This is a genomic window from Psychrobacter sp. M13 (assembly GCF_030718935.1).
In the GTDB taxonomy this organism is placed as follows: domain Bacteria; phylum Pseudomonadota; class Gammaproteobacteria; order Pseudomonadales; family Moraxellaceae; genus Psychrobacter; species Psychrobacter immobilis_G.
On sequence record NZ_CP132194.1, the window covers coordinates 25730 to 47463 of the forward strand.

Annotated in this window: 22 protein-coding genes; 9 read left to right on the plus strand and 13 right to left on the minus strand. The window is 42.3% G+C overall.

The features are described from left to right. Positions 1-148 precede the first annotated feature (148 nt). From guaA to Q9G97_RS00095, 3 genes are all read left to right on the plus strand, one after another. A complete protein-coding gene (gene guaA, locus Q9G97_RS00085; RefSeq protein ID WP_305899229.1) occupies positions 149-1756 on the plus strand; it encodes a glutamine-hydrolyzing GMP synthase in 1608 nt (535 codons plus the stop codon). 336 nt (positions 1757-2092) lie between these two features. Beyond that, positions 2093-2608 carry an Ltp family lipoprotein gene (locus tag Q9G97_RS00090; RefSeq protein ID WP_305899230.1) on the plus strand — a complete coding sequence of 172 codons (516 nt, stop codon included), beginning with the start codon at positions 2093-2095 and terminating at the stop codon, positions 2606-2608. A gap of 180 nt (positions 2609-2788) precedes the next feature. Next, the gene (locus tag Q9G97_RS00095; RefSeq protein ID WP_305899231.1) at positions 2789-3688 is read left to right on the plus strand and encodes a hypothetical protein; all 900 of its coding nucleotides are present in this window, start codon (positions 2789-2791) and stop codon (positions 3686-3688) included. Between the two features lie 54 nt (positions 3689-3742). Here Q9G97_RS00095 and Q9G97_RS00100 read toward each other — a convergent pair whose 3' ends face one another. The 8 genes from Q9G97_RS00100 to Q9G97_RS00135 all read right to left on the minus strand — a co-directional run bounded on the left by Q9G97_RS00100 (position 3743) and on the right by Q9G97_RS00135 (position 11391). Further along, positions 3743-4747, minus strand: coding sequence for an oxidoreductase (locus Q9G97_RS00100; RefSeq protein WP_305899232.1), 1005 nt, complete (start codon positions 4745-4747; stop codon positions 3743-3745). Positions 4748-4817: 70 nt separating this feature from the next. After that, positions 4818-5795 (minus strand): zinc-binding dehydrogenase, encoded by a 978-nt coding sequence (locus Q9G97_RS00105; RefSeq protein WP_305899233.1) that lies wholly within the window; start codon positions 5793-5795, stop codon positions 4818-4820. Positions 5796-5910: 115 nt separating this feature from the next. Next, positions 5911-6561 carry a GDYXXLXY domain-containing protein gene (locus tag Q9G97_RS00110; RefSeq protein ID WP_305899234.1) on the minus strand — a complete coding sequence of 217 codons (651 nt, stop codon included), beginning with the start codon at positions 6559-6561 and terminating at the stop codon, positions 5911-5913. Next, complete coding sequence (locus Q9G97_RS00115; RefSeq protein WP_305899235.1) at positions 6558-7727, minus strand: DUF4401 domain-containing protein; 1170 nt, start codon at positions 7725-7727, stop codon at positions 6558-6560. Before Q9G97_RS00115 ends, Q9G97_RS00110 begins: the two co-directional genes overlap by 4 nt. After that, complete coding sequence (locus tag Q9G97_RS00120; protein ID WP_305899236.1) at positions 7720-8769, minus strand: DUF2157 domain-containing protein; 1050 nt, start codon at positions 8767-8769, stop codon at positions 7720-7722. The genes Q9G97_RS00115 and Q9G97_RS00120 overlap by 8 nt, the downstream gene beginning before the upstream one ends. Positions 8770-8862: 93 nt before the next feature. After that, a complete protein-coding gene (locus Q9G97_RS00125) occupies positions 8863-9117 on the minus strand; it encodes a DUF2798 domain-containing protein (RefSeq protein WP_201570755.1) in 255 nt (84 codons plus the stop codon). 193 nt (positions 9118-9310) lie between these two features. Further along, on the minus strand, positions 9311-9685 hold the full coding sequence (locus Q9G97_RS00130) for a DsrE family protein (RefSeq protein WP_201570763.1): 375 nt from the start codon (positions 9683-9685) through the stop codon (positions 9311-9313). 158 nt (positions 9686-9843) lie between these two features. Next, positions 9844-11391 carry an MATE family efflux transporter gene (locus tag Q9G97_RS00135; RefSeq protein ID WP_305899237.1) on the minus strand — a complete coding sequence of 516 codons (1548 nt, stop codon included), beginning with the start codon at positions 11389-11391 and terminating at the stop codon, positions 9844-9846. Between the two features lie 239 nt (positions 11392-11630). Between Q9G97_RS00135 and Q9G97_RS00140 the strand changes: the two genes are divergently transcribed. The 4 genes from Q9G97_RS00140 (at position 11631) to Q9G97_RS00155 (ending at position 14764) form a co-directional block, all read left to right on the plus strand. Then, entirely contained in the window at positions 11631-12578 is a 948-nt protein-coding gene (locus Q9G97_RS00140) for an alpha/beta fold hydrolase (protein ID WP_305899238.1), read from the plus strand. A 317-nt stretch (positions 12579-12895) separates the two neighbouring features. Continuing rightward, the gene (locus Q9G97_RS00145; RefSeq protein WP_305899239.1) at positions 12896-13861 is read left to right on the plus strand and encodes a GTP pyrophosphokinase family protein; all 966 of its coding nucleotides are present in this window, start codon (positions 12896-12898) and stop codon (positions 13859-13861) included. 263 nt (positions 13862-14124) lie between these two features. Continuing rightward, entirely contained in the window at positions 14125-14469 is a 345-nt protein-coding gene (locus Q9G97_RS00150; protein WP_305900344.1) for a type II toxin-antitoxin system RelE/ParE family toxin, read from the plus strand. After that, the gene (locus Q9G97_RS00155; RefSeq protein WP_305899240.1) at positions 14462-14764 is read left to right on the plus strand and encodes a helix-turn-helix domain-containing protein; all 303 of its coding nucleotides are present in this window, start codon (positions 14462-14464) and stop codon (positions 14762-14764) included. The genes Q9G97_RS00150 and Q9G97_RS00155 overlap by 8 nt, the downstream gene beginning before the upstream one ends. Before the next feature lie 24 nt (positions 14765-14788). Here Q9G97_RS00155 and Q9G97_RS00160 read toward each other — a convergent pair whose 3' ends face one another. The 3 genes from Q9G97_RS00160 to Q9G97_RS00170 form a co-directional block, all read right to left on the minus strand. Further along, positions 14789-15331, minus strand: a complete 543-nt coding sequence (locus Q9G97_RS00160; RefSeq protein WP_305899241.1) for an acyl-CoA thioesterase — start codon at positions 15329-15331, stop codon at positions 14789-14791. Positions 15332-15384: 53 nt separating this feature from the next. Beyond that, positions 15385-16434 (minus strand): YheT family hydrolase, encoded by a 1050-nt coding sequence (locus tag Q9G97_RS00165; RefSeq protein WP_305899242.1) that lies wholly within the window; start codon positions 16432-16434, stop codon positions 15385-15387. Positions 16435-16629: 195 nt separating this feature from the next. Further along, the gene (locus Q9G97_RS00170; RefSeq protein ID WP_305899243.1) at positions 16630-17229 is read right to left on the minus strand and encodes a YigZ family protein; all 600 of its coding nucleotides are present in this window, start codon (positions 17227-17229) and stop codon (positions 16630-16632) included. A 145-nt stretch (positions 17230-17374) separates the two neighbouring features. Here Q9G97_RS00170 and Q9G97_RS00175 point away from each other — a divergent pair, with 145 nt between their 5' ends. Both Q9G97_RS00175 and Q9G97_RS00180 read left to right on the plus strand, forming a co-directional pair. After that, positions 17375-18079, plus strand: a complete 705-nt coding sequence (locus tag Q9G97_RS00175) for a pseudouridine synthase (RefSeq protein ID WP_305899244.1) — start codon at positions 17375-17377, stop codon at positions 18077-18079. Positions 18080-18670: 591 nt separating this feature from the next. Next, positions 18671-19735 carry a thioredoxin fold domain-containing protein gene (locus Q9G97_RS00180; protein ID WP_305899245.1) on the plus strand — a complete coding sequence of 355 codons (1065 nt, stop codon included), beginning with the start codon at positions 18671-18673 and terminating at the stop codon, positions 19733-19735. A gap of 18 nt (positions 19736-19753) precedes the next feature. Here Q9G97_RS00180 and Q9G97_RS00185 read toward each other — a convergent pair whose 3' ends face one another. Continuing rightward, positions 19754-20797 carry a homocysteine S-methyltransferase family protein gene (locus Q9G97_RS00185; protein ID WP_371747951.1) on the minus strand — a complete coding sequence of 348 codons (1044 nt, stop codon included), beginning with the start codon at positions 20795-20797 and terminating at the stop codon, positions 19754-19756. A 43-nt stretch (positions 20798-20840) separates the two neighbouring features. After that, complete coding sequence (locus tag Q9G97_RS00190) at positions 20841-21500, minus strand: DUF2939 domain-containing protein (protein WP_305899246.1); 660 nt, start codon at positions 21498-21500, stop codon at positions 20841-20843. Positions 21501-21734 lie beyond the last annotated feature (234 nt).

The window sequence follows — 21734 nt, forward strand, 5'->3', positions numbered from 1 at the left end:
ACTAAAGTGAGCGGTAATATGACTAATAAGAACGCTTATTTAAGTAATAAATAAAATAGTCATGATTAATCAGCACACCAATCGCCATTATTCTCTTAAATCTTGTTAAAATAGGCCACCAATTTTATCTATTGATGGACATCCTTTTATGACAACCGTTGCCCCTTCGAATACTAATGTTCCCGCTATCAAAGAAGATCGCATCTTAATTCTCGATTTTGGCTCGCAATATAGCCAGCTCATTGCTCGCCGTGTCCGCGATTCTGGCGTATTCTGTGAGATGTTCCCGTTTGATATCGATACCCAGCGCATCATCGATTTTGGCGCAAAAGGCATTATTTTATCGGGTGGTCCTGAGAGCGTCCATGCTGAGAATAGCCCACGTATCAATGATGCGGTCTTTGACTTAGGTGTACCAGTATTAGGTATTTGCTACGGTATGCAAGCGATGGCAGAGCGCTTCGGCGGCAAAGTTCACGCTAGCGATATTCATGAATTTGGCGCATCGACGATCAATATCGATGGTAAGTCGACGCTTATAAACGGTATCGAAGATGCAGCAGGTAAGCTGAATGTGTGGATGAGTCATGGCGATAAAGTGATTGAAGCACCACAAGGTTTTGATATTGTCGCCAGTACGCCAAGCTGTCCGATTGCGATTATGGCTGATGACAGCCGCCATTATTATGGTCTCCAATTCCATCCAGAAGTCACTCATACCGAGCAAGGTCAAGCATTACTCGGTCGTTTCGTCCATGAGATTTGCGACTGCGCGGGTAGCTGGACGGCTGACAATATTATCGATATGCGTATCGAACAACTGAAAAAGCAAATCGGTGATAAGCAAGTTCTACTTGGTTTATCGGGTGGAGTCGACAGCTCAGTCGTGGCAGCGCTATTGCATAAAGCCATTGGCGATCAGCTCACCTGTGTATTTGTCGATACTGGTCTGCTCCGTCTCAATGAAGGCGACCAAGTGATGCAAATCTTTGCTGAAAACATGGGTGTCAAGGTCATCCGTGTCGATGCCGAAGAGTTATTCTTAACCGCATTGGCTGGCGAGTCTGATCCTGAAGCTAAACGTAAAATTATCGGTAAAACCTTTATCGATGTCTTCGCTAATAGCGCTCGTGAAGTCAGCGAGCAAAGCGACGGTAAAGTCATCGAGTTCTTAGCGCAAGGGACGATTTATCCAGACGTCATCGAATCCGCCAAGTCGCATCAAGGTAAAGCCCATGTGATTAAGAGCCATCATAATGTTGGCGGTCTGCCAGATGATTTGGCGTTTGAATTGGTTGAGCCGTTACGTGATTTGTTTAAAGATGAAGTGCGTAAATTAGGTCTTACCTTAGGTCTACCTGCGAAGATGATAAATCGCCATCCGTTCCCAGGACCAGGTCTAGGTGTGCGTATTTTGGGCGAAGTGACTAAAGAGTTCGCCGATATCCTGCGCTCTGCTGATGCCATCTTTATGGAAGAGTTAGAGCGTTCAGGTTGGTATGAGAAGACTGCGCAAGCGTTTGCGGTATTCCAACCGATCAAGTCCGTCGGCGTGGTCGGTGATGGTCGCCGCTATGCGTGGGTGATTGCGCTACGTGCCGTTGAGACAGTAGACTTTATGACTGCGCGCTTTGCTCATCTGCCGTATGATTTGATAGAGACGGTATCGAATCGTATTATGAATGAAATCGCTGAGGTGTCACGGGTGACTTATGATGTGTCGAGTAAGCCACCTGCAACGATTGAGTGGGAGTAACACTTAATAAAAGCTATCAACCTAAAAATCTGATTAGCGTTGTCAAACTCGCTTAGCCTACTTGATGTAGTGCTAGCACTCGTTTTCCTAGCTACTCAAATTTTTTGAATTGATATACAGCTTGTCATAAATAAAAAAACACTCAACTTGGTTGGGTGTTTTTTCGTTTTGTAAAACATCTTAAAGTAATAGATTTAGGTTTGCAATCTTACTAACAACTATCTAAAATCCAACTTTAGGTTACTCTCAGTGTTTAAATGTGACTACAAAGTGTCAAGTGTAAATATCAATATTAGAGACTATTTTCGCAGTCTAAGTTGTTTTTTAGGAGTTTATATGAAGAAATTATTTAAATGGATTGTTATTATATTTATTGGACTTATTATTATTGGTGTTATTTTTGGAGACGACTCAGCAGAGCAAGAAACTACAGTTGTGCAATCAACTGAAGAAAACACAGTGAATCAAGTTGCAAATACAACTCCTGAACAGACTGAAATAAAACAAGAAGAGATTCAAGTAGAAGAGGCAGAAGGTTTAAGTAGACCTCAAAAAAATGCGGTTAGATCAGCAGAACAGTATATTAATATGACTGGGTTTTCAAGAGATGGGCTTATTGAACAGCTTTCATCAGACGCAGGAAGTGGTTATGAGATCACTGATGCTACCGTAGCAGTGGATAGTCTAAACATTGATTGGAATGAGCAGGCTGTAAGGTCAGCCGAACAATATCTTGATATGACAGGTTTTTCTTGTGATGGACTTATCGAACAGCTTTCGTCTAGTGCAGGCAGTAAATACACTGTAGACGAAGCAACTTACGGAGCGCAACAGGCTGGTGCTTGTTCATAATTTAAAACGCTAAAACCACTAATGGTATTAAGTAGAATTATTAAAAGCACTTAATCGGATTGAGTGCTTTTTTAATTTAAAATTTTGAAAATAAATTTTAGTTGATTATGTTTCTGACTGCCCTCAAATACAAACTATACAAAATACCTGTGGACTGATTAATAAAAGGAGTTGATACGAGTGAACGAAAATCTTGAGAGTATGATTCGATCACCAGCAATAAAAATGGCTAATGAAGCTCGGACGCGACTGGATTCGCTTTCTTATGCCACTGGATCATTAGCTGATCTTTCAAATGTATTAAATGATTTAGAGCCTGTCAGAACATTGGCCGAAAATATGGCGAATCAAGATTTGTTATCTCAACTATCTAAAACTTTTCCTCAAAATAAACTGGTTGCTTATGATTCTATAGCAGAAATGATAAAGAGTTTGACTGAATCAAATTCTCTTAACACACGGTTTTTTGAATCAGTAGAACTCAATAAAGCTTTTAAAGATGCGTTTGAAGCAACTCATCTAGGTTTAAAACCTCAAACACAATTTGTATTACCGAAAAGCATTATATCTGAAAGCCAATTCGGTGATTTTAGTAGCATCATGTCTAAAGCAACAGAAGCTTTTAGACAGCTTGAATCGTTAAGTAGTCTTGATTCTTTTGAGACACTATCTAGAATTAAAAACTTACCAACCGATACAGAGTTAGATAAAGCATCTAATACAAATTTTGAAAGACCACAAGCCACTCTAGCTGAAGTTGAGAGACTTGATGCGAAAATAAGTACAGAAGTGTCAAATACAGATGATTTTAATAAGCTATCTGAAGAAACTCAGAGGGATACTAGTCTTTTCTTAAAAAATTATCGTTGGTTAATGATGAATCTAGTAGTTTCACTTTACCTAATTGAAGATTATTTAGATGAAGATTTAGATTTATCAAGAAAGAGTTTTACGATTGCTGATAATGTAGAAGAGGTAATGATTAACATTGGTCACTATTGGAATGGAAATAAAGTTGCGCTACTTAACGGTTTTATTGTAACTCAGGTAAATAAAATTATAAGCTTAATAATGAGTTAAAGCCATACTTAACCTAAAGTTAATATGGCTTCTAAAAGAATTCTTATATGAATCCTAACCCCGAACATTTACCACATAACGCCCAACGGTTTTGCTCGCCATAAAGCGATCTAAGTACTCAGGCGTTTGCTCAAGCGTAATCTCTTCACCATAATTTTCTAGATTAGGCAGCTTCATATCGGTGGACACGCGCTGCCAAATTGCCTTTTTATCCGCTAATGGAATGTAGACTGAATCGATACCGAGTAGGGACACCGCGCGGGTGATAAAAGGTATCACTGACATCGAAAAATCAGCGCCACTCGCTAGACCACAAGAGGTCACCGCGCCGCCTGCTTTGGTTTGCTTGAGTAAATTGGCTAGATAATCGCCACCAATCGTATCAATGGCGTTTGCCCATAGCTCACGACCAGCAGGTTTATTACCGACTTCATTGATGGTATCGCGATGACGGACTTCACTTGCACCCAGCTCTTTTAGATAGTCGCTTTGCTCAGGTTTACCAGAGAAGGCGATGACCTCATAGCCCAATTGACTCAAAATTGCGATACTGATACTACCGACACCGCCCGTTGCGCCCGTGACCGCGACTGGACCATGTTCAGGTTTTGCACCCATTTTTTCTAACTTTTGAATACTCAACGCTGCCGTTAAGCCGCCAGTACCATAAATCATCGCTTCTTTTAGTGTTAAGGAAGATGGACATTCGACTGCCCAATCGGCAGGGATAGAAATCATCTGACCTAGACCGCCATCCGTATCCATACCGAGATCATAGCCGAATACCACGACCTCTTGCCCTGCTTTGAAGGTGCCAGACTTATCGCTGACCACGATACCAGCGGCATCGATACCAGGGGTATGTGGATAGTTTCTGGTGATTCTTTTATTGCCTGAGGCTGACATCGCATCTTTGAAATTTAATGATGAATAATGCACTTCGACGAGCAAGTCGTTCTCTGGCAAGTCGCTGATATTGCGCTCTTGAATGCTTTTATTGAATTCACCATCGCTGACCTCGCGGACGACTAAGGCTTTAAACTTTGTATCGTTAGACATAAGGCTATTCCTACTTAGTTTTTTGGTACGTCTTTATTCATGAATGTAGAGAAGCGTACAAGATAATAACTTAAGGCTTTAATAGCACTTTACCTGTCTTCTCAGACTGAGTTTTTCCATCGACTGCTTTTGATATATCAGCTAGATCAAAAGTCGCTTCCGTTGGCAATTTTAATTGACCATTCACCGCGCGATCGATCAGCTCATCGACTAAGCGCTGTTTATTCTCTACGCTCATCTCTTGGCTAAGCTTACTACCCCAAAAGCCTTTTAACGTCGCTTGCTTAAAGATAATATCCGTGGGATTGAGTACCATTGCCTTACCAGACATTGCACCAAATACCGCAAACACGCCACCATGACCGAGTAGTGAAAGGAGCGCACCGCTGTCTTCACCACCAACTGAATCGACCGCTGCGCTAATCTTGTTTTCACCAATGATAGCTTTTACTTGCTCTTTCCAATCCTCATCTTCGGTATTGATATTGTTTTTGACATCGATAGCTTCTAACTCTCCAATGGCTTCCTTACTGCGTACCACATTGATGGTTTTTACACCGCGAGCTGCGGCTAGCATTGCTAAGGACTTACCGACTGCGCCATTAGCAGCATTATGGATGACCCATTGACCGCTCTCGACTTCTAAGAACTCAAGTAGCATTAATGCACTAAGTGGCATAGCGACTAATTGTGCTGCCATCTCATCATCTAAGCTATCGGGTACAGGGAATACCATATCCTCTGACGCGACAAAATACTCTGCCCAGGTCGCTTGCACACTAGCAGCTGCCACACGTTGACCGACTTTTAGGTCTTTGACTTCATCACCGACTGCATCAATGATACCGACCGCTTCAGAACCACCAATAGCAGGCATTTCAGGCTTGAAGCCATATTTGCCACGAATGGTCAAAAGGTCATGATTATGGATAGAGGCAAGGACAGTTTTGACTCGTACCTCATTGGCTTTGGGCTCAGGAATTGGGCGATCGCTTATAGATAGTACTTCGGTAGGTTTGCCAAAATGATCATAAGTTGCGCTACGCATGGTAATTTCCTTAATTTATTGATTTATTTTAAATGTTTACTTTAAGTCGTGAGCAACAGTAACAAGTCACATGCATTTAGCGCAATATTAATTTGGTTAATGAGCGTTGCTAATTTTACATACCAGTACCTTGGCGACCTGTATTTTCAGCGCTCTCGTCTACAATGTTTTCGTCCTGAATACTTACACCTTCAATAACCGCAAATTCGCCATTGACCATATCCGTAAGTAATGGCTCGCCTTTATCATTCACTCGAAATAAACCATATTCAGCGCCCTCAAACGCCTCCGCGTGACCCTCTTGAAAAAAGAAAGCATTGGTAGCGAGTTTGACCTGATTGCGGCGAATACGATAATAGATGGGCAGCTCATTAGTCGCCAAATTATTACGATTGTTACTATCTGCTAAACGCACAAACTGCCCAACGTTGTTTTTATCTAATTGGATAATGGCATAGCCGTTGCTCGATTCAACCTCATTACGGCGTTGCTCAGATGCAGTCAGTATGTCATCTGCTATAGCATAGCTTAAGGTCATATAATCGCCCTGCATAAAGCCACGCGGATCGACGGGAGCCAGCTCTAGTAGCACCGTATCACCGTTTGCCAAATGCGTCTCATATTTAGCAACATTGATAGTCATAACCGCAATGACTAAGAGCAAGCCTAGTAGCGCAATACCGATTTTGAACGCGCGTTTTTGCCACCATGGTTTTGGGTTGGGTAGAGGATTCCGAGCCAATATATTAGCGTTTATATCGCTCATAGCGGGCGCTCCTCATGATTAATATCACTTATATTTGCTGTCGCTGCACTACGCGCAGGATAAAAGATAATCAACAGCCCGCGCATCAGCAGTATTGCAATACCGATAACGAACATGGAAATAGATTTGGTGAGTAATGTGGTGTCGAGCTGATAGTAATACCAGAATATATAGCTGACTAAGGCGATGATAGCGACACCCAGTAGCACTCGTTGGCTATTGGCCATTGCGATTATAACGACTAAGCTAGTGGCTAATAGACCTGACACATAGATCGATAGTGTGCCCAAAATAAGGATAGCAACGATCGATATTATCCCTAGTGTTGAAAGCAGTTTGACTTGATAGCGACGCAATATAAGGTAGGCGGCGTATAAGCTGGCGAGTGTCAGGAGAGTTTGAGCTAAGTAGTAATTGTAGCCAAAAGCCTCGTCATTGCGAATAAAGCCATTGCCATATTCAGCCGCGATAAAATACACCGAGACAGCAAGTAACATGAGTGCGCTGGCATAAGCGACCGCATTGATAATTTTCAAGGTAGCAGCATGCCATTTGATAGGTATATGTTGAGCGAATGAATAGCGTTGTAAGTTGCTGACTATAGCGATAAATGCCAATAGCCCTAAACTGATTTCTGCTATGTAATAGTAATTAAGTAGATAAACCACAGCGCTCAAAGTGATGACTGCGCTCAATAAACGATAGACGAAGTTTGGCATGATCAGCGTCATAGCCAGCTGAATAAGCAAAAACAGCCAAATATCTAAAGGCTCTGGTAACTCATTAGCTAATAAAGCAAAAGCTACGTAGGATTGGCCCGCTATGCTGATAGCAAAGGCTAAGCTACTCATAAATACATTATGACGAGTGTGCTGGCTTTTAAAAAGTACAAAACCGACAGCGCTCAGTGACAGCCCGATGACGAGTAAAGCAGGCAGGCTATCAAAGGCCTTTGTCTCGAATAATAGTAGAGACAAGAATCCAATCAATAATAGGCTGGCAAAGACACCGCTAAAGCCAAACAGTACTTTTATAAACCAAGGCGTATCTGATTTCGGGTCATGTTGGAGGTTATTATCACCCGCTCGATCAGTGCCCAGATTAGCATCGATTAAGCCTTGCTGTTGTAGCTCTAAAAAGGCTGAATTGCGCGTATCATTACTCATGATCGCCCCCTTTGACTGCCGTATATGACGTATTGTTCTCATTGCTCTGATAGTTGGCGCGCGCCACCTTGCGTAGCCAAGTGACTGCATATGAGCTCATGCTAATCAACAAGACAGCTAATATTAAAAATCCACTAGCATCCATACTGCTGGGCTTTAGCTCAATGGCCCAACACATAACCACAGCAATGATAGAGCCACTTAAATAGGTGAGCATCAGTAAATCGAATTGCTGTCTTTTAAAGCGCCAATATATAAACCCGCACCAGCTAAGCCACAGTGAGGCTGCAATGAAAAGTAATAGAAGGCTGTTATTACCGAAAACGGTCGATATTGTCAAAGAAGAGACGTTGTAAGCGCTTAATAACGCGACCGTATAAGTACTCCAATGTAAGCTTGTGTTTTGATGTTTTAGACGTGTATTTTCAAAGCAAAATAGCCATAAAGACAAGGCTGCAAAGTTAACGACAGCTATTAGAGTAAACCGCCAAAAGTCTTGATAATAATAGTCTAAGCTAGCAAAAAGTGAGGTATCAATATAGAGCAAGGTCAAGGCGTTAATCAAACCCAACCACAATAGCCACAGCGCAGGGAAGCGCGCGATAAGTACCCACGGAATAATCAATACGGCCCAAGCAGCAAACAGCTGCCACGTGTCTGCACCTGTTTGATAAACTTGCCCAAATAGCGCCAGCAAGCTACCTGTAATGATACTAGCAATAAGCAGAAGGAGCTGACGAATAAGGGTGTAGCGCTTACGAAAAGAGAGCGCCACGTACAGCGCAATAGTCATAGCTAATGCGCCTTCGACTAAAGCGAACTTGCCCATCTTGCCCAAGTCCTGCCAGTTATAGGCCACGAAAAACACCAGCGCTAAGCTCAGTGCAATCACACCGATAATCAACGCGGCTTTATCAAAGAAGCTGCGCCAAGTAGACGCGCTGGGATAAACTTGCAAATGGGTGGCTGCTGCCTCAGCATTCGATAAAGGCAATTGGCCTTGCTGGAGCAGTTGCTCGATAGTCCGCCGCGATTGACTCATAGCGTTCTCTATATTAAAAGAGTATTTAGCCTATCTTAGCGGTTTTTGGGAGGTAGGGGTATAATGAAAGCTTCGTAATAGATGAGGGAGGTTTTAATAAAACTCAATACGACTCAAGATATGCTCTTGCACCACATAAGCACAAAAATAAGCGCTCGGCCATGCAAACACAAACGCCAACCCCCACGAGTGTAGTAGCGTCATAAAGAACCCATCATGAATGCCTGTTTTAACTGTGATAAGCGCTGCTGAGATAATAAGCGACATCATCAATGCCATAATCCCCGTAAAGATAAGCCGATAATATTTGCGACGGGTACGTATTCTGAGGGTAGGGAGATTTGCCATAATAGTGCTCAGTTTAGAACTTTAGTAGATAACAGTTATTATTTTTATATAATTTTGATTGCATATTATACTCACTACCACACTGATTGGCCTTAAACTTTGTAAGATGAATTGAAACCGCCGCTATCTAGGTAGCGGCGGCTGACTTTCTATTGAGTGAGCTGTGAAGGTATTTTTATACTAGAGTCAGCTATTAAGTAAGCTGTAACGAGCCTTTAGCACTCATCAATAGCTTGACTACATCATCACCACTGATAACCTCGAAACGCTTATCAATCGCTGATTCTTCAACGCCATTGTGCTGCATGCAGGCACCACAGACCAGTACGTTGCCGCCTTGCTCAATAAAGGCTTCTAGTAACTTGCCAGCAGGCTCAAACGGAGCGCCAATATTGATATTATCTAAGGCGTTAGGTAGTGCTAAATGCACCGCATCCACCATTAAGATAACAGTCGCCGTATGACCTTGTTTCAGGGCTATACCTGCCATGGTAAAGGCTAAGGTAATTTTATTCGGATTGCTCTTGTCATCGAACAGGGTGCTGACATAATCGGTTGCAGTAGCCATATAATTCTTCCTTTATAGTTAGTTACTATTATAGTTAAATGCTAAGTAATGAAATCATAGCACATACTATGTTTTTTTATATAATGTATTGTTATTAATAAGTGTTCTTTGCTTACCGTCACAATACTACTCGATTGCATATGTACCTATAGCACCTATCATTCTTTTGCTGTCGAATCATGCTCGCGCAGGCGTCGATGCAAGTTCACCACATGGCGTAAAGGTAAAGGCTTCCACGAGGTAGTTGGTGCCAGATCACGACACGATGCCGAAGTGCCCATCTGCGTGCGATAGCCTTCGCACCCTTGCGCGGCCTCCTCTTTGGACAGATTTTTACCTTTGCGCCAGCCACCGTGCAGATATAATGCTCCTCCCATTACTGCAGTCGCTACCATACCTGCTGGAAACGATAACCAAAGCGCATCGGTGCCAAGTATAGGATACATACCAAAAGCAAAGCCAAGGCGCACAGGATACATCGACACCACCATGACCATCAGTGGCCAGATAACATAGCCATTGGCTCGCATAGTGCCAAAAAACACTTGCGCTATGCCAAAAAAGAGAAAGCCCCAAGTCGCCATGATTTGAATATGTCGACCGATCGGTACCGCTGCGCTATCGCTACCTAGAAAAAAGCCCAAAATAGTTTTATCAAAGAGGGTCAGCACGCCAATCATAGTACCTGTCAATATCACATTAAAGATAAGTCCCCAGCGGGTAATCCCAGCCACGCGACTCCATTGATTGGCACCGATGTTTTGTGCGACCATGGCACTGGCAGCAGCACTGAGTGCCATAGCTGGCATCTGCACGTAAGTCCAAAGCTGCTGGGTGGCGCTATAAGCGGCGGTCGTCTGTACACCCTCGCGGTTGATCAGCGAGAGCATAGTCAGCGCGGCGGTTGAGATGACAATCATCTGCAAACCCATCGGCAGGCCTTTTGAGAACATAGACTTCAAAATACTGAGGTCTACCTTCAAAAATTTTAGCTCTGGCATACTGAGCGTTAGTGCCGAACCCCTCCAGTACATGGTGACCACCATACCGACTAGCGCTAGCGTATTAGCAACAGCAGTAGCAAAGGCTGAACCAAATATGCCCCACTCAGGGAAAGGCCCTAAACCTAAAATAAGCGTCGGGGTCAAAATCAGATCAATCACCACTGACATAGCGATAAACCATAGCGGCGTGGTGGAATCGCCCGTCCCACGCAGTGCCATCATCATCAGCGTAAAGGTCAAAGTCACGGGCATCGCAATAAAAATCATGCGCAGATAAGTCAGAGCGAGCTCAAACGCACTTGGCGGCGTTCCGAGCAGATCAAGTAGCGTCGGTGCAAATAGCCAGCCTATCGCCGACAATAAGATACTTATCGGAATAATGCTCCCTAGCGCCGTTCCCATAGTGCGCTTGACTTTGACATTGTCGCGTTCCCCCATAGCCTGACCAATAAAAATAGTCGCCGCCATCCCAAAACCAAACACGAATGAGATCATAATAAACATCAAGATATTACCGTTCGCTGTCGCAGCAAGCGCTTCTTCACCCAAAAACCGACCTACCCAAACGGCATTAATCGAGCCGTTCAAAGACTGTAGTGCCGAGGAGCCAAGGGTTGGCAAGGCGAACAGCAACATGGTTTTGGCAATCGACCCTTCGGTAAGGTCACGTGATTTATCAGCAGAAGTACTAGTATCGCTCAAGGTGCATCCTTTTGCGCCATTCCAGTTGTTTTCGGTTGGCTTTTCATTTTACGATAAAAACGCTTATTATAAATGACACCATTCATTCTATCTTGATTAGAAAGGTAATCAGTTAAGCGGTAGTGTTGTTTGTTAACGCAGAGGAATAATATTTTGACTACAAAGTTATAAATTAAAAAGTCTAAGCAGGAATTTACCTTTAAGATTGTAATTAAAATTCATTTGTAGGAAGATTTTCAATGCCATTAAAACGCTTAGCTCTTGCCACTATCTTTAGTATGTCAGTGGTAGGCTGTACCACTGCGCCTAATACCCTCGCCATTAGTACCACTCAAAAGCTCGTGCAGTACGAACGTAATAAATCAGATCTTGATATAAAGACATTTACTTTAGCCTCAGGCGATACGCTAACTTATGCTGAGAATGCTAATGTGACTGGCGAGCCTTTACTACTGATTCATGGCTTTGGCGGCAATAAAGATAACTTTACCCGCATTGCTAATCAACTAGATAGCTATCATCTCATCACTCCTGATTTACTCGGTTTTGGTAATTCTAGTAAGCCAATGGCGGCCGATTATCGCGCTGATGCTCAAGCTGAGCGTTTGCATGAGCTATTGCAAGCCAAAGGTGTCGCTTCTAACATTCATATCGCTGGTAACTCAATGGGCGGCGCGATCAGTGTGGCCTATGCCGCCAAGTACCCACAGGATGTCAAAAGCTTATGGCTGATAGATAGCGCAGGGTTTTGGTCATCAGGTATTCCAAAATCGCTTGAGGGTGCGACGCTTGAGAATAATCCGCTACTGATTAATAAGACAGAAGATATTTATAGCTTATATGATTTTGTTATGTATAAGCCGCCTTATATACCAAAGTCAGTAAAAGCGGTGTTTGCACAAGAGAGAATCGCTAATAAAGAGCTAGATGCCAAAATTTTAAAGCAAATTACTGAGGACAATGTAGAGGAGCGCGCCAAAGTGATAGCTGAGTATGATATTCCAACACTAGTGGTGTGGGGTGAAGAAGATCGGGTGATTAAACCTGAAACGGCTATCTTGATAAAAGAGATTATCCCGCAAGCGCAAGTCATTATGATGGAAGAGGTCGGTCATGTACCGATGATAGAGGCGGTAAAGCAGACGGCGAATGATTATAAAAAGTTTCGGGCGGGGTTGGATGAGTAGCTATTCCCGCTTTGCGCTACTATCTTAGCTGCCACTGTGGCGGTGACTAATAGGCAGTCGTGCTCCTGTTACCTCGATATCCCGTCTGCCTAAGTCACCGCAACACAGTGTTCAGCCAAGTATATCCGCTCCAATCAGGGCTAAACCGCTCTCCAAGTCACCCTTTACTGCTTTTGATAGAGTTAGCTAAAGATTTGTAGTTAAAAAATTTGACTATGAATTTGTAGTTAAGTTTAATACTGCAGTTTAGTTGTATCCAAAGTAATGTAAGATGTGACTATCGACATTCATCAACTAAAATATCAATGGACTACTTAATGAAATCTATATTAGAACAATATGATAGTTCAAAAAATATACTAGACAACTTGGATAAAACACTTCTTACTCTAGTTAACTCTCTGCTTGAGCAGAAAAATATTCGAGTACATCAAGTTCAAACTAGAGTAAAAGATAGAAATAGCTTAGAAGGTAAAGTTTTTAGAAAAGGTAAAAAATACGAAGCTTTAAGTGATATTACAGATGTTGTTGGTGTACGCATTATTACTTACTTCGATGACGAAGTAGACCAAATTGCTGATATGATTGAAAAAGAGTTTCTTATAGATCATGATAATTCTATAGACAAGCGAAAAATAGATGACGATAAGTTTGGCTATAGAAGTTTGCACTATGTAGCTAGTTTAAAGAAAGAAAGGATCAAGCTACCAGAATATGCTAGCTGTGGAGAACAAAAATTTGAATTTCAAATAAGAACGATTTTACAACATTCATGGGCTGAAATTGAGCATGGATTAGGCTATAAAGGTGAATTTGAAATTCCATCCACTGCAAAACGTACTTTCTATAGAGTCGCAGCACTTTTAGAGCAAGCCGATATTGAGTTCGTAAAACTAAAGTCTACCATATCAGAATATGAAGAAAGTTTGACTAACGATATTAAATCTAAGCCTAGTAAAATTGAAATAAATAAGGCCTCACTAATATCCTTTATGAGTAATAACAATAATGTGATAAGTTTCGAAAAAAATGTATTTATTCATGAATACAGTTTGATTATTGCAGATCCTAATATTGAGAGCTCTACTTATGACTTACTAATAAACAGAATTAAAAACTTAGGTATCGAAAATATAAAGCAATTAGAAGAATTTTACTTAAAAAATGAGGAATTACTCAGAGAAAGTATTAAATCTATTTTTCCAAACGAAAGGAACACTATCAAACGAGGTGCTTCTGTACTGATACTAATAAATTATACGTTTGCTAATCATAAAATCTAAAGAAATAATTGTAAATATACTAATACTTTTCTAATGAATAGATTTTTGCCGAAGTTGTTTTACTAATTATCAAAAATACGCTCTGTTGCTGCTGACTAAATCATTTTAGACTAATTAAGAACTGACTTACTATAAAAAGTAGGCTAGCTCTTCAAGCTATCAAAAAGATAGCCCAGAAAACTAACCTATTATAAAATTTCAATCTGAACTTTCTAATTCAACTGCAAGAATCCTTTTGCAGCTAGCAGTATCTCAGCCCCGTCATTACCACAGAGCTATTTAAAGAATGGTTTGAACAACAAGAAGAATCTGTGCAAGAAAAAGTATTAGCTGCTTTGGTTGTTCTACAGCAAAACGGACCAAGTCTAGGCCGCCCTTTAGTTGATACCGTGTATGATTCTAAATTTACCAACATGAAAGAGCTGCGTATTCAGCACCGAGGCAAACCACTTCGAGCCTTCTTTGCATTTGATCCATTACGTCAGGCCATTGTACTTTGTATCGGCAACAAAGGTGGTAAAAAGCGATTCTATAAAGAAATGCTAGCAATCGCAGATCAACAATACGAGCTTCATCTCGCAACATTAGGAGAATCATCTAATGACTAAAACACTGCAAGAACTATTGAATGAGCGCTCGCCAGAGAGCCAAGCTCGCATTCAAGAAATGGCGGACAACCTACTTTTAGAAAGTCAGCTTTATCGCATCCGTGAAGAACTACAACTCTCACAAAAAGAGCTCGCTGAAACACTTGGCATTAAACAGCCGTCTCTTTCAGCGATAGAAAATCGTGGTCATGATCTTAAGATTTCAACTATGAAAAAATACGTTGAAGCGATGGGTGGTAAACTTCGTATTGATGTCGAGCTTCCAACAGGCAAACATATAGGTTTTAATGTTTGATAAGCTTATATTTTAGGTAATTTCTCACCCCATCGGCGGCCAACGGTGATCCTTATTCGCCTCAATCCATTCCTGCACCCATGGTTCAGGCTCAATAACCAAATCAGGCTCATTCAATGCCTCTAATACCCTTGCGATTTCTATTACCTTGCCACCTTGAGTGATGCCGTTTCTTAGCAATACCGACGAGCAAGGCTTGCCCTTGACCCACATTGAATGCTCAAGATATAGCCACTTTTCATCTAAGCCAACCAGTTGCGTTTTTATCGTGATTTTATCAAACCAACGAATGCGTTTGCGGTACTGAATAGTGCTGCCAGCGACGACCATACCCCAACGTTGCTTCAATAGCGCTCTGCCAAGACCAGTACGAATGATAAAGTCCGTACGTCCGATGTCATAAACCGTCAATACTCGCCCATTATTCATCTCAAGCATCGGATCGAGATCAGTGACGCTACAGCGAACGTCTACTTCAGTAGTGTTTGCCAAACTAATAAAACCAGTTTTTCTATTATCACGAAAGGAATCAACCATAGACTTGGCATAGCGTAGATAAGGATACATAGAACACTCTCAAAATTTCAAAAATTAGGGTCAGAATGGCATTCTCTCAATGATTATTTATGGGATGAAACCCCAATATAATTAAAATAAGCACTGACCGTTTCAGGTATCCAATTGATATCAAATCTTGATTTTTTATACAGATGCGGTGATTTGTCTTTATCAGAGCGATAGCGCAAATAGCCGATATGACCACCGTGCTCAGTATCGATGATAGTGACTTGATCAGAGACATCGTTCGGCGTGGCGGTAAAACCAATAAATGGATCGTCTTTGGCACTAATGAGTAATAATGGACGAGTCACATTCAGTAAATAGGGTAGGGCTGACGAGGCTTGATAGTAGTGATTATTAGAGCGGTAGCCATGACGCGGAGCGGTAAAGATGTCATCGAAGTCACTGATGCGATTGACCGCTTTTATCGAGTCGATCTCTTCTGCTGTAATGTCATTGGCTAGCGCTTTTTTGATAATAGGGTTAAGCAGATAAGGGGTATAAATTCGATGACTCAAAAAGCTGTGCATACTAAGAGCCGCCGAGGACATATCGACAGGAGCTGAGATGACCGCTGCGCCTTTGCATAAAGCTTTATCACCGTATTCGCCCATATACTTGGCCAAGGCATTGCCCCCTAACGAGACACCAACGGCATAGATGTTGTCATAAGTTGCGCATAGATTCTGTAGAGCATGATGCACCTCCCCCGTATCGCCAGCATTATAGAACACTCGGCCGCTGGCAGGAATGCCGCCACAACTACGAAAATGGGCAACCACAAAGTGCCAGCCCTGCGCGTGCATTTGATAGGCTAGAGCGCGCGCATAATGGCTATCGCTGCTGCCTTCCATCCCATGAAACAAGACGATTAATGGTGTTTTATCACTAGCGTCAATCGTAGCGTCTACTGTGGTATCTGTCGTAGTGCTTGGCGGCCACGCATCATAAAAGTCATAAGCGATATCGCTTTCACCGAGCGAGTCTTTTTTGACCACACGTCGATATTCAGGCGTTTTTGGAGCAAAAAACTTCGGCAAGATGCTTTGCAAATGCGGATTGGTTAGCCAAAAAGGTGGCTTAAATTCTTGGTAATTAAAAGGTGCCATAGAGATATATCTGTTCGTTTAAAGTGGAAGGGAGTGTATTATTTCTAAATTTATTGGTTATATGGTTTCACGTGAAACTTATTTTTATCAAAACTATAAACTAATATTTGTCTAATCAATCGTAGTGATAATGTAGTACTGAGCAATCATAGTACTAAGCAATGAGCCGAGTGCCAATATCTTTTGGTGACTATGCTACTCATCTTTAACCAGTACTTTTCCTGCCATTGCCAGCTCAGTCTTTAAAGTCTCAATATCGCGCTCAGCAAGCTTTACGGTCAGTAGCACCTTTTTACTATAAGCCACATCGTCGATAGTACCGTTTAAACTCTCAATCACATAACGACATTGAGACTCGTTAGCAAAATCCGCTACTATCTGTACTTGTGCCATAGCGACATAAGGACACAGCTGCATCTCATCAACGGCCGCTTGTGCGGAGCCTGCGTAAGCGCGAGTTAGACCGCCTGCGCCAAGCTTTATACCGCCGAAGTAACGCACAACGATAATGATAATATTACCGATAGATTTGTGTTGTAGCACGTTCAATATCGGCCGTCCTGCAGTACCACTCGGCTCGCCATCATCGTCGAAGCCTGCGCTAGTGGTATTGTCAGGATCGCCAATGATATAAGCCCAGCACCAATGGCGCGCGTCTGGATACTTTATGCGTAACTGTTCCACATGAAACATCGCTTGTTCACGCGTATGCACGGGATAAGCATAAGCGATAAAGTCGGACTTTTTGATCTCAAGTCGCGCTGTAACTGCGCGCTGTAAGGTTTGATAACTCATAGCTCAATCACTTGTTAACTTTATCATTTAGTTTTTTAGCTTTCTATTTTTATAAAGGGTTAGATGATAAGTCTAGGTATAGTTGGGATATGGTAAACTAGCCCCACTATAACAAAACCCTATAATAGCAAAGGTAGTAATAAGTATGCGTTTAGATAAATTTATCAGTAAAGCCACCGAGTTATCGCGTAAAGAAGCTAAGAAAATCCTCCATGCCTCTGAGGTCACAGTCAATGATGAAGTTATTAAAGACCCAGGTGTGCATGTCGATATTATCAACGATGAAGTATTGTGGGTAGGCGAGCCGCTATCTGTCGCCACAGGCAATCGCTATATCTTATTGCATAAGCCCGAAGGCTTTGAATGTACGCTCAAAGAAAAAGAGCATCCGATCGTCACTGAACTGATTACCGTACCAGAGCTTAGCAGTTTACGGATGGCAGGACGCTTAGATGTCGACACCACAGGTGCGCTATTACTTAGCGATGACGGTAAATGGTTGCATCGTGTCACTAGCCCCAAGCACGAACACGCCAAAGTTTATGAGCTGACGCTAGCAGATGCTATGGATGAAGCCGCTCAGGCTAATGCCATTAAAGAGGTTGCTCAAGGTATCCTGCTAGAAGGTGAGCACGAAGAAACCAAGCCTGCTACTTTAGAATTTATCGATGAGACTCATGCGCGTCTAACCTTGGAACAAGGCAAATACCATCAGGTTAAACGTATGATGGGTTATTTCGGTAATAGAGTTACTGAGCTACATCGTGCGAGCGTCGGTCATATTACTCTAGACGGATTAGAGAAAGGTGATAGTCGCTTTTTAACCAGCGAGGAAGTCGCTAAATTTTAAAAACAAGTCAATTAATTGATATCTTATGGGCTAAATTAACGTCTTTTGTAGGGTGCGCCCAGCGCACCTGAGAAACGTCAAAAAATCGTATTACTAGAAAATCACAGATTTTCTCTTGCACTAGGATAAAGGTTCCCCAAACCTTTATTTAAACCTAGCTCATAGTTTCGCAAGGAAAATCCTTTAAATAGGATTTTCTATTATTATACCTCTACTATTAGCGCGGTTGATTTTGCGAAATTCCTATAAATAATTCTGATAAAAAGCAACTTATATAATAGGTATTAAGTTAATTCCAATCATATTCTACAAAGCCACGCCGTTTTAAGGCTCTACTTTATCAAACATAAATCATATTTATTGTGCATCCCTCGATTCTGTTACTTGTCTCTTAAGCGCAAGTAGCAGATTTGCAAAATAAGCCATAATACCTTTGCTGATTCCTTATAAAGTTAGCCCTCTGTGCTACAGTCTTATTTTATTTTTAATCTACTTTTTTATATACTATCAGTCATACAAAAACCAGCTATATACAAATAGCTGATACTGATTAAAAAGTACGCCTTATTCAAAATATGATAGGACTATCCTGTGAAACTACCTACGTTTAAATCTGCCACTATTATTAGCGCCATGTTGTTGGCGACCAGCGCTTGTGCACAATCTACACCCACTACTAATGCTAATGGCGGGAGCAGTAAAAATGTACCAAGCGTTACAGAGACGAGTACAGTAACGGCTGCTACCGACAGTTATTTACGTAAGGTACTGTTAGAGGTCGGCATAAAGACTGAGATTGTCGCTATTACGCTATCGAATTTGCCGAATATGTATCAAGTTGATCTAGTAGCGCAGCCGCCATTGCATATCACTGCTGATGGTCAATACGTTATTCAGGGTGAGCTGAACAAGAATCCAAGTAAGCGTGTCATCAGTACAACACCTGCTCGCAGCAACAGCAGCCAGATTGGACAGCCGGTCTCTGCCCAAGCCAAATCTTCCATACTCGCTAATATGAGCGAGCTCAAAAATATGAGTGAAAAAACACCGTTTTTTTATACTGCGGTGCCAGGTGTTATTTGGGGAGCGACCTTAGAGGGCGTGCCATTTCTATTATCAGATGATGCGCAGTACATCACGGATGGCGAGATATCTGTAATAGAAAACGGACAGTTTATAGGACTCGATGAGAATTTTGAAAAGCTCAAGAACCAGTCTGTATTTGAGACACTAGATACGTCGCAGCTGATTACTTATCCAGCGACTACTACTGAGCGAGCAGTGATTTATGTCGCCACTGACGTCAATTGTCCGTATTGTCGTTTGCTACATAAGCAAATGAATAGCTTGAATAGTAAGGGTGTGACGGTAAAGACCATCGGCTATCCTATCTATGAAGAGTCGCCTGAACAAATGCGCGCAATTTGGTGCCAAGCCGATGACAGCAGTCGCCGCACTGCGCTGGATAAAGCGCTATTGAGCGGCGAGATGACGTCAGCACCCGCCAGTTGTAGTAAGGATTTCGTGACGCCTAATCGCGAGAAAGCAGCAGGCCTTGCAGTGATTGCCACCCCAGCCATCTATCGTGATGATGGGGTGTTGTTTCAAGCCAGCTTTGAGAGTCCTGAGTTTTTGGCATTCTTGGGCGTAGAATAAACTTTTATAGTACTTAAGTTATTGGTTGTTTGTTACATGCTGCGCAAGGTATTGGATATGCTCAACGCCAATACCACAGCAGCCACCAATGATCGTGGCACCTGAGGCTTGCCAGAGTGAGGCCCACTTCAAATACTGTTCAGGGGTAGTGTCTTGACGCATTTGGCGCAGCTGTGTATTGGCTTGTTTGTGGTTTTGTTTTGCAACAAAAGCATTAGCGTAGACTCCTAACTGCAAGGTAGAAGAAGCGCTATCGATCATCTCTTTTGCAACTTGCAATGCAGCATTCATGACCTCGGGCTGACTACAGTTGAATAATATAGCATCGATATTTAGAGTCATCATAACCCGTATTGCCTCGGCTACTGTTTCGCCAGAGCGTAGCATAGGCGTGCTTACAGTTTGACTGGATACGATGTTTTTTTGGACGCGAATGTTATCATCGTTGCTATCTAGATCATTGTCATCTAGCGTAAAGGCGATCCAAATGGGTTTGGGCGTACTATCTGTTTGAGTCGCTGTAAATTCAGTAATCAGCTGATACCAAGTTAACGCTTCAGTAATACTACTTTGGGTCTCTACTAGCCAAGTATCGACATAGTCTACTTGTCCAGATAGTAACGGGCGTGCAATAGCAGGAGCTTGTTTGGCATCGAACAAATCAGGCTGGTACGAGCCAAATAGGGGTGGCAAGCAGCCAGCGATTTGTACAGATACAGGGTTGTTGCTTACCTTCTTTTTGCTTATTTGTACGGCTTCAAAGGCGAGTTTGGCGGCTGTTTCTATAAGCTGTTCGCCTTCACTAAAGAATCGCTCATCTAAGTGAAAAGGCGTGACGGCATAGCTATTGACCGTAATGACCGTCGCTCCAGCTGCTATATAGTCTAAATGGGTATCACGAACACTATCGGGCGCCAAACTCAATGCTAACGCCGACCATTCAGGCTGGCGAAAGGGCACACCGCGGCGCTCAAGCTCGCGCCCCATCCCGCCATCTAGTATCGTTATCGATAAGTGTTCAGACTGCGCTATCATTTTATTGGGTAATACTTGAGCGTGCATCATAAGCTCACTTGTCAGTTAGATTATCAGACCAAAACACGCCCTAAGGCAATATCACATCAACGATCTGCCAATCGATTAAACCTTGACGTTGCATCTCTATAGTCAGTGGATAGCCTTTTACTTGTCCGCTGATCGTAAAGCAATTGATACCGCAGTAACTTAGCGTTGGCTTAGAGCTATCTTCACCTTGTGCCGCTTGTCGCTCAAGCTCGCTAGCTTGCTTTGTCATAATTTGCTGCATTTGGTTTTTGACCACGGCATTGACATCGCCGCGTTGAATGATCAGCTCTTGAATCAAGTTCTTAAGATCGACTTGATTGCTCGCGATTGCCCAAGCCGCTGCCAACTCTTTGGTCGCATTATTCGCCTGACCTTGGGTGTTAATAAGCTTTTCGATGTTCTCTGTAGTAATCGCGCCTTCAACGGCTTGGCTAATAAAATTATCAGCGGCTTGTTTGAGGGGTGCACCGCCCAGCTCAGCGACCAGTGGATATTGAGTTAAAGTATTGGCAAACTTACCTGCCAATTGATTATAGACGCTAGGGCGCACCTGCTCGTAGTCAATTGCAGCAGCAATAGTTGCGCCATCCTTGGCATCATAAGCTTTTTTGAGTTGATAGGCACTGTAATAAGGCGAGCCTGCATAAACAGCAATAGTGACGATGACCAGTAACATAAGCAGAGCGAGCAGTTTTTTCATAATGACCTTTGGTGTAGGAGCGCTTTTAATAGGACGTATCGGGTTTTATAAGGCGATAAATATTAGCATGACTTAACCCTTTGCTGTTGTGAAAAATAAATGTAAATACGTCTAAAGGTAGGTTTTTGAATATCGAAACTGAATAGATAATAATTTTGGTGATGACAAGCTTGATAAATCAGCTTGCCATCACCATTAACAGCCCAAACTTTTATACTTTTTTATACTTATATT

Coding starts and splice junctions, on each gene's coding strand:
- guaA (WP_305899229.1), top strand. CDS start 149: ATGACAACCGTTGCCCCTTCGAATACTAATGTTCCCGCTATCAAAGAA.
- Q9G97_RS00090 (WP_305899230.1), top strand. CDS start 2,093: ATGAAGAAATTATTTAAATGGATTGTTATTATATTTATTGGACTTATT.
- Q9G97_RS00100 (WP_305899232.1), bottom strand. CDS start 4,747: ATGTCTAACGATACAAAGTTTAAAGCCTTAGTCGTCCGCGAGGTCAGC.
- Q9G97_RS00105 (WP_305899233.1), bottom strand. CDS start 5,795: ATGCGTAGCGCAACTTATGATCATTTTGGCAAACCTACCGAAGTACTA.
- Q9G97_RS00110 (WP_305899234.1), bottom strand. CDS start 6,561: ATGAGCGATATAAACGCTAATATATTGGCTCGGAATCCTCTACCCAAC.
- Q9G97_RS00115 (WP_305899235.1), bottom strand. CDS start 7,727: ATGAGTAATGATACGCGCAATTCAGCCTTTTTAGAGCTACAACAGCAA.
- Q9G97_RS00120 (WP_305899236.1), bottom strand. CDS start 8,769: ATGAGTCAATCGCGGCGGACTATCGAGCAACTGCTCCAGCAAGGCCAA.
- Q9G97_RS00125 (WP_201570755.1), bottom strand. CDS start 9,117: ATGGCAAATCTCCCTACCCTCAGAATACGTACCCGTCGCAAATATTAT.
- Q9G97_RS00130 (WP_201570763.1), bottom strand. CDS start 9,685: ATGGCTACTGCAACCGATTATGTCAGCACCCTGTTCGATGACAAGAGC.
- Q9G97_RS00140 (WP_305899238.1), top strand. CDS start 11,631: ATGCCATTAAAACGCTTAGCTCTTGCCACTATCTTTAGTATGTCAGTG.
- Q9G97_RS00145 (WP_305899239.1), top strand. CDS start 12,896: ATGAAATCTATATTAGAACAATATGATAGTTCAAAAAATATACTAGAC.
- Q9G97_RS00155 (WP_305899240.1), top strand. CDS start 14,462: ATGACTAAAACACTGCAAGAACTATTGAATGAGCGCTCGCCAGAGAGC.
- Q9G97_RS00160 (WP_305899241.1), bottom strand. CDS start 15,331: ATGTATCCTTATCTACGCTATGCCAAGTCTATGGTTGATTCCTTTCGT.
- Q9G97_RS00165 (WP_305899242.1), bottom strand. CDS start 16,434: ATGGCACCTTTTAATTACCAAGAATTTAAGCCACCTTTTTGGCTAACC.
- Q9G97_RS00170 (WP_305899243.1), bottom strand. CDS start 17,229: ATGAGTTATCAAACCTTACAGCGCGCAGTTACAGCGCGACTTGAGATC.
- Q9G97_RS00175 (WP_305899244.1), top strand. CDS start 17,375: ATGCGTTTAGATAAATTTATCAGTAAAGCCACCGAGTTATCGCGTAAA.
- Q9G97_RS00185 (WP_371747951.1), bottom strand. CDS start 20,797: ATGCACGCTCAAGTATTACCCAATAAAATGATAGCGCAGTCTGAACAC.
- Q9G97_RS00190 (WP_305899246.1), bottom strand. CDS start 21,500: ATGAAAAAACTGCTCGCTCTGCTTATGTTACTGGTCATCGTCACTATT.